General features: G+C 62.3%; 14 protein-coding genes. 9 read left to right on the forward strand and 5 right to left on the reverse strand.

Annotated features, from left to right (window positions below):
* Window positions 1-104: 104 nt before the first annotated feature.
* Together bmt and AC0JZ4_RS15540 are read left to right on the forward strand one after the other, a co-directional pair.
* Window positions 105-1,118, forward strand: a complete 1,014-nt coding sequence (gene bmt / locus AC0JZ4_RS15535) for a betaine--homocysteine S-methyltransferase (protein WP_471887253.1) — start codon at window positions 105-107, stop codon at window positions 1,116-1,118.
* 44 nt (window positions 1,119-1,162) lie between these two features.
* Entirely contained in the window at window positions 1,163-1,513 is a 351-nt protein-coding gene (locus AC0JZ4_RS15540) for a hypothetical protein (RefSeq protein WP_471887254.1), read from the forward strand.
* A 51-nt stretch (window positions 1,514-1,564) separates the two neighbouring features.
* Here AC0JZ4_RS15540 and AC0JZ4_RS15545 read toward each other — a convergent pair whose 3' ends face one another.
* The 3 genes from AC0JZ4_RS15545 to AC0JZ4_RS15555 all read right to left on the reverse strand — a co-directional run bounded on the left by AC0JZ4_RS15545 (window position 1,565) and on the right by AC0JZ4_RS15555 (window position 4,408).
* The gene (locus tag AC0JZ4_RS15545; protein ID WP_471887255.1) at window positions 1,565-1,939 is read right to left on the reverse strand and encodes a hypothetical protein; all 375 of its coding nucleotides are present in this window, start codon (window positions 1,937-1,939) and stop codon (window positions 1,565-1,567) included.
* Between the two features lie 89 nt (window positions 1,940-2,028).
* Window positions 2,029-2,733 carry a ferredoxin family protein gene (locus tag AC0JZ4_RS15550; RefSeq protein ID WP_471887256.1) on the reverse strand — a complete coding sequence of 235 codons (705 nt, stop codon included), beginning with the start codon at window positions 2,731-2,733 and terminating at the stop codon, window positions 2,029-2,031.
* A gap of 109 nt (window positions 2,734-2,842) precedes the next feature.
* On the reverse strand, window positions 2,843-4,408 hold the full coding sequence (locus AC0JZ4_RS15555; protein ID WP_471887906.1) for a trimethylamine methyltransferase family protein: 1,566 nt from the start codon (window positions 4,406-4,408) through the stop codon (window positions 2,843-2,845).
* 298 nt (window positions 4,409-4,706) lie between these two features.
* On the opposite strand from AC0JZ4_RS15555, the gene AC0JZ4_RS15560 reads away from it, so the two are divergent.
* A complete protein-coding gene (locus AC0JZ4_RS15560; protein WP_471887257.1) occupies window positions 4,707-5,408 on the forward strand; it encodes a corrinoid protein in 702 nt (233 codons plus the stop codon).
* A gap of 56 nt (window positions 5,409-5,464) precedes the next feature.
* On the opposite strand, the gene AC0JZ4_RS15565 is transcribed toward AC0JZ4_RS15560, so the two are convergent.
* Window positions 5,465-5,626 (reverse strand): entericidin domain-containing protein, encoded by a 162-nt coding sequence (locus AC0JZ4_RS15565; protein WP_471887258.1) that lies wholly within the window; start codon window positions 5,624-5,626, stop codon window positions 5,465-5,467.
* 14 nt (window positions 5,627-5,640) lie between these two features.
* On the opposite strand from AC0JZ4_RS15565, the gene AC0JZ4_RS15570 reads away from it, so the two are divergent.
* From AC0JZ4_RS15570 to AC0JZ4_RS15585, 4 genes are all read left to right on the forward strand, one after another.
* Window positions 5,641-6,282 (forward strand): DUF1638 domain-containing protein, encoded by a 642-nt coding sequence (locus AC0JZ4_RS15570; RefSeq protein WP_471887259.1) that lies wholly within the window; start codon window positions 5,641-5,643, stop codon window positions 6,280-6,282.
* Between the two features lie 102 nt (window positions 6,283-6,384).
* Window positions 6,385-6,687 (forward strand): virulence factor, encoded by a 303-nt coding sequence (locus AC0JZ4_RS15575; protein ID WP_471887260.1) that lies wholly within the window; start codon window positions 6,385-6,387, stop codon window positions 6,685-6,687.
* Window positions 6,688-6,750: 63 nt separating this feature from the next.
* On the forward strand, window positions 6,751-7,713 hold the full coding sequence (locus tag AC0JZ4_RS15580; RefSeq protein ID WP_471887261.1) for a methyltetrahydrofolate cobalamin methyltransferase: 963 nt from the start codon (window positions 6,751-6,753) through the stop codon (window positions 7,711-7,713).
* A 10-nt stretch (window positions 7,714-7,723) separates the two neighbouring features.
* Entirely contained in the window at window positions 7,724-9,760 is a 2,037-nt protein-coding gene (locus AC0JZ4_RS15585) for an ASKHA domain-containing protein (RefSeq protein ID WP_471887262.1), read from the forward strand.
* Between the two features lie 33 nt (window positions 9,761-9,793).
* Here the strand turns inward: AC0JZ4_RS15585 and AC0JZ4_RS15590 are convergent, their stop codons facing one another.
* Window positions 9,794-10,732 carry a LysR family transcriptional regulator gene (locus AC0JZ4_RS15590; protein WP_471887263.1) on the reverse strand — a complete coding sequence of 313 codons (939 nt, stop codon included), beginning with the start codon at window positions 10,730-10,732 and terminating at the stop codon, window positions 9,794-9,796.
* Between the two features lie 179 nt (window positions 10,733-10,911).
* Here AC0JZ4_RS15590 and AC0JZ4_RS15595 point away from each other — a divergent pair, with 179 nt between their 5' ends.
* Window positions 10,912-11,109, forward strand: coding sequence for a hypothetical protein (locus tag AC0JZ4_RS15595; RefSeq protein WP_471887264.1), 198 nt, complete (start codon window positions 10,912-10,914; stop codon window positions 11,107-11,109).
* A gap of 284 nt (window positions 11,110-11,393) precedes the next feature.
* Window positions 11,394-12,422 carry a GlxA family transcriptional regulator gene (locus tag AC0JZ4_RS15600; protein ID WP_471887265.1) on the forward strand — a complete coding sequence of 343 codons (1,029 nt, stop codon included), beginning with the start codon at window positions 11,394-11,396 and terminating at the stop codon, window positions 12,420-12,422.
* Window positions 12,423-12,511: the final 89 nt, after the last annotated feature.

The following is a 12,511-nucleotide window of genomic DNA, read 5'->3' on the forward strand; positions in this document are numbered from 1 at the left end:
CCGAGGTCGCAGGTTGCGCATGGCATCGCGTTGAAACCCTGTAGGGCGTTCTTTATATCTCGTTATGAGGAACGCCCGCATAGGGTCACCCGCTGGAGGATGCGATGCCGACACCAAATCCACTGACCGATCTGCTTGCCGAAAAAGGTGTTCTTCTGGCCGACGGCGCAACGGGGACCAATCTCTTTGCAGCAGGTCTCGAGGCCGGCGAAGCGCCGGAATTGTGGAACGAGGCGCATCCCGAGCGGATCACCAAGCTGCATCAGGATTTCGTCGATGCGGGCGCCGACATCATTCTCACCAACACGTTCGGCGGCACCCGGCACAGGCTGAAGCTGCATCACGCGCAGGACCGGGTCTTCGACCTCAACAAGCGCGCAGCGGAAATTGCCCGCGCAGTTGCCGATGGTGCGGAACGCAAGGTGATCGTCGCCGGCTCCGTCGGGCCGACCGGCGAGCTGCTGATCCCGCTGGGCGCGATGTCCTACGAGGATGCGGTGGCGGCATTCGTCGAGCAGATGGAAGGCCTCAAGGCCGGCGGCGTCGATGTTGCTTGGATCGAGACCATGTCGGCCGTAGACGAGATCCGCGCGGCCGCGGAAGCGGCGGTGAAGGTCGGCCTGCCCTATACCTATACCGGCTCGTTCGATACGGCCGGCAAGACGATGATGGGGCTGAACCCGAAGGATATTCACGGCGTGGCCGCCGATATCGGTTCCGGTCCGGAAGCCGTCGGAGCCAATTGCGGCGTCGGCGCTTCGGATATCCTGTCGTCGCTGATCGACATGACCGAGGCCGAGCCGAATGCGATCGTCATCGTCAAGGGCAATTGCGGCATCCCGGAATTTCGCGGCTCGGAGATCTTCTATTCCGGCACGCCGCCGCTGATGGCGGAGTATGCGCGGCTTGCCCGCGATGCCGGGGCAAAGATCATCGGCGGCTGCTGCGGCACGTCCTGCGAGCATCTGGCCGCGATGCGCTCGGCACTCGACGATTATACACCGCGGCCTCGCCCGACGATCGAGGAAATCGTCGACAAGATCGGCCCTCTCCGCAATAAGACGGCGAGCGAATCCGGCGGCGATTCCGGCCGGGAACGCCGACGTCGCCGGGGTTAGAGCATTTTTGCTGGAACGGCCTTATCGGCAACGGGGACAAGAACATGACGAGCGTATCGCCGATCGGCAGCAGGGAAACGGTCGCAGAAGGACTGGCCAGCCTTTCCGACGACAAGCAGAACTGGCTGAAGCTTCTGATGGAAAGCCCGGCAAGCGACGAGCTGATGCTGGCCGGCCTGCGTCTCCATCTCGATCAGGCTTCGGAAGCGCCGTTCCTCAATACGCTGAAATTGCAGAAATGCGGCGAATGGCTGGGACACGCAGCCCCCGACCGGATGCAGATCCGGCTTGCGGAAGCGGCAAAATCCAGCCAGCACCCCGCCTATGAAGCATTCCGGCAAGGCCTGTCCCGCTCCGGCGGACTTGAACGGGCCTATCCGAAGGCGCCGGTCTGATCGACCGGCCTCCTTCTTCGCAATCCATCATTCCGCGGACATCGCAGGCGGTCAGGCCGCGACGGCGGCCTCGCTTACGTCATCCAGCAGGAAGAAGGCCGTGATGTATTTCCTGCTGCGCCTTGCACCGCTCTCGGTGACGATCTCCTCGGTGCCGCCATCGGCGGGATGCCATGGATGATAATGGGGGTTGTTGGCGATCAGCGTGACGGCCTGACCGGTCCGCTCTCCGCCCAGCCGATAGCGCGCTTCGGCGAGCGGCCATAGCCATTCCAGATCCTGGTCAGGCAGCCGAACCTTCAAGGCCTTGCGATTGATCGCCTCATGCTGAAGGCCATCCTTGCTGGTGAAAGCCGGCGCTTCCAGCGTCACAGTCTCGGCGTTTTCGAAAATGTAGTCGAATTCGTCGGGCCACATGCGTTTCATAAAATCACTCCTCCCAGGTGTTTTCATCGTTCAGCATTGAAGAATGTAACGCGTCGGCAGGAAGACGCAATGCGCATTTATGACGCGCATCACGCCAAGGCCTGCATGTGAAATTCGATCTGCTCCGGTGGATAACGGTACGTGGCCCCGACGGGACAGGCGTTGCGGGCGAGACAGCCGGCGACCATGCAATTCCCCTGTTCCTCCCGTCGCCCTTTCCCCACGCCGGCCTGCGTCGCAAGGTGGCCACGACAGGCGACGAGGGCGAAATCCGCGGGATCGGGCGCGATGGCCGCGACCGGACAGGCGGTGAGGCAGGGTTTTCCGACGCAAGTCTCACAGACATGTCGCCGCGCGGAGACAGGTACGCCAATCGCCTCCTTGAGGCCGATCGCGCCGCGATAACCGTGCCAGAGGCCGTAGCTTGGATGGATGAGAATTCCGAGCGGCGACGGCCCGATACCTTCCGCACGCATGGCCCATTGCTGGAACGGCTGCCATGGCGGGTCTGATGGGAAATAGGCGGTACCGCCCAGACTTTTTGCGAGTGGCCGGATGACGTGCTTCGACCATGCGTCGAGCGGATCAGGACCGTCATGGCCCTGTCGCCAGCGCGAGAATTCCGGCCAGATCGAGCCGCCGACATTGCCGAGAAGGATCACGGAGGCGGCATGGCTGCCGTCTTCGAGCAATGGCCCCTCGCCTTGCGAAAAATCCACCGTGCCGCGCGTGAGGATGCCGCTCGGTCGCAGGGCCGTTTCTATCTCGCGACAAAGGGAGGACGAGCCGCTCATGCCTCTAGCGCGGCCCTTTATATTCGTAATGCGGACGCCAGACGCTGCCTTGAATGAAGTCTGCGACCTTCCGCGCTCCGCCTTGCTCCCTGGCGGCCTCGGGCTCTCTTCAGGTGAAGGCGTCGGGCATCGAATCCTTGCGGTCCTTGATGAAGGCGAGCAGCGCCTCGTCGATCGCCGGATCGAGCGGCGGCGCGTCATACGCGTCGAGCCAGGAGCGGCACAGCGCATTGGCACGATCCTCGATACGCTTTGCGCCTTCGATCTCCCACTGTTCGAAGGAATTGTTGTCGGCGAGCGGCGAGCGGTAAAAGGCCGTCTGGAAATGCGCCTGGGTGTGGCCGCAACCGAGATAATGACTGCCTGGGCCGACTTCGCGGATCGCGTCGAGCGCCTGGCCTTCGGCCGACAGATCGACGCCTTCGGCCATTTTCTGCATCATGCCGAGCTGATCCTGGTCGATCATGAATTTCTCATAGGACGAGACGAGACCGCCTTCGAGCCAGCCGGCGGCATGCAGGACGAAATTGGTGCCGGCCAGCAGCGTCATGTTGAGCGTGTTGGCCGATTCGTGCGCTGCCTGTGCATCGGGCACCTTGGAGGCGCAGAGCGAGCCACCGGTGCGAAACGGCAGGCCGAGGCGGCGGGCGAGCTGGGCTGCACCATAGGAGACGAGCGACGGCTCCGGCGTGCCGAAGGTCGGCGCACCCGATTGCATCGAGATAGAGGCGGCAAACGTGCCGAACAGGACCGGTGCGCCGGGACGGATAAGCTGGGTGGTTGCGGCACCGGCCAGAACTTCGGCAAGGATCTGCGTCAGCGTGCCGGCGACAGTCACCGGGCTCATTGCGCCCGACAGGATGAAGGGCGAAACGACCGAGGCCTGGTTGTGGCGCGCATAGACTTTAAGCGCGCCAAGCATCGTACCGTCGAAGACCATCGGCGAGTTGGCGTTGATGAGGTTGAGCGTGACGCAATTGTTCTCGACGAACTCGTCGCCGAAGACGAGCTTGGCCATGGCGATCGTGTCTTCGGCGCGCTCAGGCGCGGTGACCGAGCCCATGAAGGGCTTGTCGGAGTATTTGATATGGCTGTAGACCATGTCGAGATGGCGCTTGTTGACCGGCACATCGACCGGCTCGCAGACCGTGCCGCCCGAGGAATGCATCGACGGGGCGAGATAAGAGAGCTTCACGAAATTGCGGAAATCCTCGATCGTCGCATAACGGCGGTTGCCGTCGAGATCGCGGACGAAGGGCGGGCCGTAGACGGGTGCGAAGATCGTTGCCTTGCCGCCGACATGGACGCTGCGTTCCGGGTTGCGGGCATGCCAGGTGAATTCGCTCGGCGCGGTTTTCAGAAGCTCGCGGCACAGGCCCCTGGGGAAATGCACGCGGCTGCCGCGCACGTCCGCGCCGGACTTGGCCCAGAGTTCCAGCGCTTCCTCGTCGTCACGGAACTCGATGCCGATTTCCTCGAGGATCGTGTCTGCATTGCGCTCGATCAGTTCCAGACCCGCCTCATCGAGCACCTCATAGGCGCCGATCCTGCGGGTGATGTAGGGCAAGGATGGACCGGGACCGCCGCCGGTGCGGGCAGCCCTGCGGCCGGCCGCTCCCCGCTCGCCACGACCACGCCGACCGGAGCCTGCGCCTTGATCCGTCTCCTGGCTGATATCGTCCATGATTTTCCTCACCCATGCCGTTTGTTGGCTTCGTTCCTGCATCGCATGCTAGGCCGATGGCGGCAGCCTCTCCTGCCTTCCTGCGTCACGCATTGGCGCGAGACAGACATTCGCGACGCCCCTCGCCCGCAAAGCCGCCTCCCTTGCGACCATTCTCTTTCCGACGCGGTTCTGTCGCTTACGAAAGAAATTGCGAAACAAAATAACGCTAGACATAGTTGCAGGTGTCAATGGCACCCAGGACAACTCAGGCGATTTGGGAAACGCCATCAACGAGGGAAGAGAATTCATGTCCGAAGACGATATCATTCTTTCCGAGCTTTCCGACGACGAACTCGTCCAACAAATGCATGACGATCTCTATGACGGCCTCAAGGAGGAGATCGAGGAAGCCACCAACATCCTGCTGGAGCGCGGCTGGACGCCCTATGACGTGCTGACCCAGGCGCTTGTCGAGGGCATGCGGATCGTCGGCATAGACTTTCGCGACGGTATTCTCTTCGTTCCGGAAGTGCTGCTGTCGGCCAATGCGATGAAGGCCGGCATGTTCATCCTGCGTCCTCTTCTCGCCGAGACAGGAGCGCCCAAGCTCGGCAAGGTGGTGATCGGCACGGTGAAGGGGGACATCCACGACATCGGCAAGAACCTCGTTGGAATGATGATGGAAGGCGCCGGTTTCGATGTGGTCGACCTTGGCATCAACAATCCGGTCGAGAATTATCTCGACGCGATCGAACGCGAAAAGCCCGACATTCTCGGCATGTCGGCGCTTCTGACGACGACCATGCCCTATATGAAGGTCGTGATCGACACGATGAAGGAAAAGGGCATTCGCGACGACTATGTCGTGCTGGTCGGCGGCGCGCCGCTGAACGAGGAATTCGGCAAGGCCGTGGGGGCCGATGCCTATTGCCGCGATGCGGCGATCGCTGTCGAAATGGCCAAGGATTTCATTGCCCGGCGGCACAACAGCCTGGGTGCCGGCGCCTGATGAAAATATTCACCGCGCCGGTTCAGGCGCGGTGAATATCTCGGCCAGGAATGCGCTTAACGGGAAGCCGCGCCGTCTACCCGGCGACCGGCGTCCTGCGTGGCATTGACGGTGTTGGCCGCATCCTGTCCCATGCCGCGGATGGTATTGCCGCAGGACGTGAGGGAAGCCGTGATCGCGAAGAGGGCAGCAGCAAGGGTAACTGTCTTGGCCGTCATGATGGAATACTCCGATGGGTAAGGATCAAAATGTGTCGGAAATTGATTTTCCGGCTATGGAACGTACAAGTCGCGAAAAAGTTCACGTGATCGCGTGCGGCGCGATCGCACGGGAAATTCTGGCCGTTTCCCGACAGCAGGGTCTCGACCATATCGACCTGAACTGCCTGCCCGCCATCTGGCATGCCTACCCGCAAAAGATCGTGCCGGGGCTTGAGGCGGCAGTCGCCGAAGCGCGCGCCGCAGGGTTCGATAAAATATTTTTCGCCTATGCCGATTGCGGCACCGGCGGCGAGATCGACAGGCTTTGCGAGCGCGAGGGGATCGCCCGCATCAAAGGGCCGCATTGCTATTCCTTCTTTTCCGGCAATGACGTCTTCACCGCGAAAGCCGACGACGACCTGATGTCGTTCTTCCTCACCGATTTTCTCGCCCGGCAGTTCCGCGCCTTCGTCATCGAACCGCTCGGCCTCGACCGGCATCCGGAGCTGAAGGCGATGTATTTCGGCAATTACGAGAGGCTGATCTATCTGTCGCAGGAAGAGGACACAGGCCTGCAGGACAAGGCGCGGGCAGCGGCGGATTATCTGGGGCTTGCCTACGAATACCGCTTCACCGGCTATGGCGACCTGAGCGCGGCCATGCGCTCGGCCTGAGGCTATCGAAGCGACGTCGCTTTTGGCCACTTGCGACGTCGTGGCAAGCGCAGACGGGCGGCGTTTGCGGATGCATGCTGACGAGAACGAGGAGGAGTTGAGTTGGCCGATCGCATTATCGTCTATTGGCGGGATATTCCTGCCCAGGTGATCATCAAGAAAGGTCGCCAGACCGCCAAACGCGAGCTTTCGCTGCGCTTTACCGAAGCGATCGACATGTGCGCGATGCGCACGGGCGCTGCGGAAACGGGCGATTATCTGGCGGAATGGCGTAAGGCCGATCCGGTTGCCGTTACCGACGATCTGGAAGTGGAGGCGGACCGCGCTGCCGCTGAGCTGGAAGCCACCTATGACAAGGACAGGCTCGTTGCGCTGGTCAAGGCGGGCGGACGGGACACCGCATGACGCGCCGCGACTGAACGCATTCCTTATTTCCCACAGCCCTCATTATCCCAGCCGGAGACCGCAATGACCCGCACCATCGTCGCATCCGCCACACGGGAAGTCATCATCGGCTTCGACCAGCCATTCTGCGTCATCGGCGAGCGGATCAACCCGACGGGCCGCAAGAAGCTTGCGGCGGAGATGATCGAGGGCAATTTCGACACCGTCATCAAGGATGCGCTGGAACAGGTGGCAGCCGGCGCAACCATGCTCGACGTCAATGCCGGCGTCACCTCGGTCAACCCGAACGAGACAGAACCCGGCCTGCTCGTGCAGACGCTGGAGATCGTCCAGGGACTGGTCGATGTGCCGCTGTCGATCGACAGTTCGGTGAGTGCTGCTATCGAGGCGGCGCTGAAGGTCGCCAAGGGACGGCCGCTGGTGAATTCGGTGACCGGCGAGGAAGAAAAGCTGGAAGCGATCCTGCCGCTCTGCAAGAAATACGACGTGCCTGTCGTGGCCATATCGAATGACGAGACCGGCATTTCGATGGACCCGGATGTGCGGTTCGCGGTGGCGAAGAAGATCGTCGAGCGGGCGGCCGATTACGGTATCAAGCCGCATGATATCGTCGTCGATCCGCTGGTCATGCCGATCGGCGCACTCGGCTCGGCAGGGCTGCAGGTGTTCGCACTGCTGCGGCGCCTGCGCGAGGAGCTGAAGGTCAACACGACCTGCGGGCTCTCCAACATTTCCTTCGGCCTGCCGCATCGCCATGGCATCAACGCCGGTTTCATTCCGATGGTGATCGGCGCGGGCATGACGTCGGCGATCATGAACCCCTGCCGGCCACAGGAAATGGAAGCGGTGCGCGCCGCCAACGTGCTGAACGGCACCGACCAGAACTGCGGCAACTGGATCATGACCTATCGCGACCACAAGCCAGCGGAAGGCGGGATCGCAATGGCTGCCCCCGCCCCGTCTGCCGGCGGCGGGCGGCGCGGAGGCAGGGCTGCCAGGGCTGGTGCCGGCGCGAGGACGGAGTAAGCGAGTTAGAATGGCGGACGCTGCACATATAGATCCCCTCGTCCTGTTCATGCCGTCCGGCAAGCGTGGCCGGTTTGCGGTGGGTACGCCTGTGCTGGAGGCTGCGCGGCAGCTCGGGGTCTATGTGGAAAGCGTGTGCGGCGGGCGGGCCACCTGCGGGCGATGCCAGATCTCCGTGCAGGAAGGCAGTTTCGCCAAGCACGGGATCACGTCCTCGGTCGAGCACATCTCGGCGACAGGGCCGAAGGAGGAACGGTACGACCGGGTGCGCGGCCTGCCTTCCGGACGCCGCCTCTCCTGTTCGACGCAGATCCTCGGCGATCTCGTCATAGACGTGCCGCAGGATACGGTGATCAACGCCCAGGTGGTGCGCAAGGCGGCCGACGAGCGGGTGTTCGACCGCAATCCGGCGGTCCGCATGTGCTATGTCGAGGTCGAAGAACCCGACATGGAAAAGCCGCTCGGCGATCTCGACCGGCTGAAGGCGGCGCTTGCGAGCGACTGGCATTTTGATGATGTGGAGGTGGATTTCCATATCGTACCGCAGGTGCAGCAGATCCTGCGCCGTGGCGAGTGGAAGGTGACGGCGGCGATCCACAAGGACCGCGACGACGAGCGCCCTCGCCTGATCGCGCTCTATCCGGGCCTCAAGAACGAGGCCTATGGCATTGCCTGCGATATTGGCTCGACGACCATCGCCATGCATCTTTCGTCGCTTCTGTCCGGTCGAACGGTCGCCTCAGCCGGTACATCCAACCCGCAGATCCGCTTCGGCGAAGACCTGATGAGCCGCGTCTCCTATGTGATGATGAACCCGAACGGGCGGGCCGCGATGACCGACGCCGTGCGCGAGGCGCTGAATGGGCTGATCGACAAGGTTTGCGCTGATGGCGGGATTGCGCGCGAAGACATCCTCGACAGCGTCTTTGTCGGCAATCCGATCATGCACCACCTGTTTCTCGGCATCGACCCGACCGAACTGGGCGGCGCGCCGTTTGCGCTTGCAGTGTCCGGTGCGGTCGAGGTGAGGTCGTCGGAGATCGGGCTGCCGATGAACGCCGGCACGCGGACCTATCTCCTGCCCTGCATTGCCGGGCATGTAGGGGCCGATGCGGCGGCAGCGACCCTGTCGGAAGGTCCGCACCGGCAGGACGCGATGATGCTGCTCGTCGATATCGGCACCAATGCGGAAATCGTGCTCGGCAATCGAGCGCGTGTGGTTGCCGCCTCCTCGCCGACCGGGCCGGCCTTCGAAGGGGCGGAGATTTCATCCGGGCAACGCGCTGCGCCGGGGGCGATCGAGCGGGTTCGGATCGACCCGGTGACGCTGGTGCCGCGGTTCCGGGTGATCGGCGTGGAGCCGTGGTCGGACGAGCCGGGATTTGCCGAGGCGGCAGACGCGGTGGGCGTGACCGGCATATGCGGCTCCGGGATCATCGAGGTGATCGCCGAAATGTATCTGGCGGGGATCATTTCCGAAGACGGCGTGATCGATGGGGCGATGGCCGCGCGCAGCGCCCTGATCGTCGAGAATGGCCGCACCTTCTCCTATCTGCTGCATGACGGTACGCCGCGGATCACCGTCACGCAGGGCGACGTGCGCGCCATACAGCTTGCCAAGGCGGCCCTTTATGCGGGCGTCAAGCTGCTGCTGGACAAGCAGGGGGTGGATCACGTCGATGGAATAGGGCTGGCCGGTGCCTTCGGCACGTTCATCGATCCGAAATATGCGATGGTGCTGGGCCTGATCCCAGATTGCGACCTCGCGCAGGTGAAGGCTGTCGGCAATGCCGCCGGTACCGGTGCCCGCATGTGCCTGCTCAACCGGGATTACCGGCGCGAAATCGAAAAGACGGTCACCGTGATCGAAAAGGTGGAGACGGCGCTGGAGGCGAAATTCCAGGAGCATTTCGTCGCAGCGATGGCGCTGCCCAACAAGGTCGATGCGTTTCCCCATCTCGGCATGGTCGTGACATTGCCGGAGCGCAAGGCGGTTGCCGACGCCGGTACCGACGGTGGACGCCGCCGGCGGCGCTCGCGCGAGTGAGCACCGCCGTGCAGCGGCTTTGTCGTGACAAGATCAGGCAGCGACCGCATCCAGCGAGCTGAACGTGTCCCTGATGCCCTCGGCGACGGCCTTGGCCGGTACCGACAGGTTCGGCGCGGTCATCAGCCTGATATCGAAGCTGATCAGTTCCGGCATGCCCTCCTTGGAGCCGAGCACCTGCATGTCGTCGGTTATGTAGGAGAGCGGGAACGGCGCGATGGCGAGGTCGGAAACGACCGCCGCGCGTTGCGCCATCGTGTGGGCGCTCGCATAGGCGATGCGATAGGGACGCTTCTGCCTGTCCAGCTGCGAGATCGCATCCTGACGCCAGACGCAGCCCTCTTCCCATACGGAAATGGGCAATGGATCGCGCAGATAGGCGGTGCCGCATTTGGCGCCGGCCCAGACCAGCTTTTCGGTGTGGATGATCTCGCCACCGGTCGGGAACGGACGCGTGGCACAGTTGATCAGCGCCAGATCGAGGCGCTGCTCCTCCATCCGCTTCCTCAGAAGCAGGCTCTGATCGACGGTGACATCGACCATGATGCCGGGAAACTGCTCGCCGAAATCCTTCAGGAGCCTCGGCAGCAGACGCTCGGCTATGTCGTCCGGCGCGCCAAGCCGCACCACGCCCGACAATTCCGGCATGACGAAGCGCGACACCGCCTCGTTGGACAGCGCCAGCATGCGCCGTGCGTAGGATAACAGCATTTCGCCGCTCTGGGTCAGCGATACCGAGCGCGCATCGCGCAGGAACAGCGTCGTCTTCAGCTGCTCTTCGAGTTTCTTGATCTGCATGGAGACAGCCGATGGCGTTCGCAGCACCACTTCGGCGGCGGTGGAAAAATTGCCGGTCTCGGCAATCGCGACGAAGGTGCGCAGGACATCATTGTCGAGCAATGGCAGAGGGGTTCTGAACGGGACGGTCATGGCGATATCCATCAATTTTTCTGAACATAAGCACCATATCATTTCGTTTGATTGAAAGTCAAACCCGGCAGATAGTCTCAATCATCGAAATGAGGCGCTGATCCACCACCCTCATGAATGAAACACCCCTCACCCATCCGAAGACATGATGGATGAACGACGTGCGGCTCTGTCGACCACCGATGGCCCGACAGATACGCAGAGCACCAAGGAGCAGAAACATGACCATGATAACCTATCTCGACGAACATAGAGTATCGGCCCGTGCACAGGGCAAAACAGCCAGGAAGAGCTGGATTTCCGCCTTCTCCGAACGCGTTCATGCCAACTGGAACCGCCGCAAGACCGAGCGGATGCTGGAAGGCCTGCCGCAGGAAATCCGCAAGGACATCGGCTGGCCGACAATGGCTGGAAAATGACGATCGCCCCTGTCGCATGCGCCACAACACGGCAAGGGCGGAGGCCAAAGTGAGATCTATAGCCTTCTAGACATGGTCCGCAGCACGTCGCGCGGGCCATGTCGCGTTTCGGCAACCACCGCATCCGGCAGAAAGCCGACCACATGTCACGACAGCGACGCCTATATGTCGCAAAAATGCCATTTCCCTGTCGTCAAAAGCTCTTCTAATCGCTAGCATCCATGCGAGTGTCGCATTCACGACGTGCAAGACCGTAACAAGCGGCAGCAAGGGGAACGACGACAATGGATCTTACCAGCAAGAATCCCGGCAAGAAGCGCGCGATCGTCTTCTTTCTGGTCCCGCATTTCACCATGCTGCCGTTTTCGGCGGCCGTGGAGACGCTTCGCATCGCCAACCGCATGCTCGGCTACACCGCCTATACATGGCGGCTCTGTTCCGCCGACGGCCAGAAGGTATATTCGTCGAGCGGCATCGGCATAGAGGTCAATTCGTCGCTGGCCGACGAGCGGCGTCATCTCGGCGGCGAGAACCGGCCGAACATGGTGCTGGTCTGTTCCGGCGTCTATGTCGAGGAATTCAACAACAAGTCGGTAAATGCCTGGCTGCGCGAAACCTATAACCGCGGCATTGCAGTGGGCAGCCTGTGCACCGGCGCGCATGTGCTGGCGCAGGCGGGGCTTCTCAACGGCAAGCGATGCGCCATCCATTGGGAGAACCTGCCGGGCTTTGCCGAAGCATTCCCGCAGGCGGAGGTCTATGCCGATCTCTACGAGGTCGACGGCAATCTCTATACCTGCGCCGGCGGCACGGCATCGCTCGACATGATGCTCAACCTGATCGGCCAGGATTTCGGCGACAACCTCGTCAACCGGGTCTGCGAGCAGCAGCTGACCGACCGGGTGCGCAATCCGCATGATCGCCAGCGCCTCCCCCTCAGGGCGCGTCTCGGCGTACAGAACTCCAAGGTCCTGTCGATCATCGAGCTGATGGAGAACAATCTGGCCGAGCCGCTGTCGCTGATCGAGATCGCCGACGATGCAGACCTGTCGCGCCGTCAGATTGAGCGGCTGTTCCGCCAGGAAATGGGCCGTTCTCCAGCCCGCTACTATCTGGAAATCCGGCTGGACCGGGCACGGCACCTGCTTGTGCAGTCCTCCATGCCGGTGGTGGAAGTGGCGGTCGCCTGCGGCTTTGTCTCGGCGTCACATTTTTCCAAATGCTACCGCGAGGTCTATAACCGCTCGCCGCAGCAGGAACGCGCCGAACGCAAGCTGACGATCAACACGTCACGCACCGGCGTGGTGGTGTAAGGGCAGAAGGCCGCGTCGAAAGCCGCTGGCTATCATGCACCTCGGGCGCGACCCGAGGTGCCATTCCCGCAGAACAAGACTAGACGTTG

The organism is [Rhizobium] kunmingense, assembly GCF_977018605.1.

Excerpts from the sequence above, each read along its gene's own strand:
- bmt (WP_471887253.1), top strand. The coding sequence starts at position 105 with ATGCCGACACCAAATCCACTGACCGATCTGCTTGCCGAAAAAGGTGTT.
- AC0JZ4_RS15540 (WP_471887254.1), top strand. The coding sequence starts at position 1,163 with ATGACGAGCGTATCGCCGATCGGCAGCAGGGAAACGGTCGCAGAAGGA.
- AC0JZ4_RS15545 (WP_471887255.1), bottom strand. The coding sequence starts at position 1,939 with ATGAAACGCATGTGGCCCGACGAATTCGACTACATTTTCGAAAACGCC.
- AC0JZ4_RS15550 (WP_471887256.1), bottom strand. The coding sequence starts at position 2,733 with ATGAGCGGCTCGTCCTCCCTTTGTCGCGAGATAGAAACGGCCCTGCGA.
- AC0JZ4_RS15560 (WP_471887257.1), top strand. The coding sequence starts at position 4,707 with ATGTCCGAAGACGATATCATTCTTTCCGAGCTTTCCGACGACGAACTC.
- AC0JZ4_RS15565 (WP_471887258.1), bottom strand. The coding sequence starts at position 5,626 with ATGACGGCCAAGACAGTTACCCTTGCTGCTGCCCTCTTCGCGATCACG.
- AC0JZ4_RS15570 (WP_471887259.1), top strand. The coding sequence starts at position 5,641 with ATGGGTAAGGATCAAAATGTGTCGGAAATTGATTTTCCGGCTATGGAA.
- AC0JZ4_RS15580 (WP_471887261.1), top strand. The coding sequence starts at position 6,751 with ATGACCCGCACCATCGTCGCATCCGCCACACGGGAAGTCATCATCGGC.
- AC0JZ4_RS15585 (WP_471887262.1), top strand. The coding sequence starts at position 7,724 with ATGGCGGACGCTGCACATATAGATCCCCTCGTCCTGTTCATGCCGTCC.
- AC0JZ4_RS15590 (WP_471887263.1), bottom strand. The coding sequence starts at position 10,732 with ATGATATGGTGCTTATGTTCAGAAAAATTGATGGATATCGCCATGACC.
- AC0JZ4_RS15595 (WP_471887264.1), top strand. The coding sequence starts at position 10,912 with ATGACCATGATAACCTATCTCGACGAACATAGAGTATCGGCCCGTGCA.
- AC0JZ4_RS15600 (WP_471887265.1), top strand. The coding sequence starts at position 11,394 with ATGGATCTTACCAGCAAGAATCCCGGCAAGAAGCGCGCGATCGTCTTC.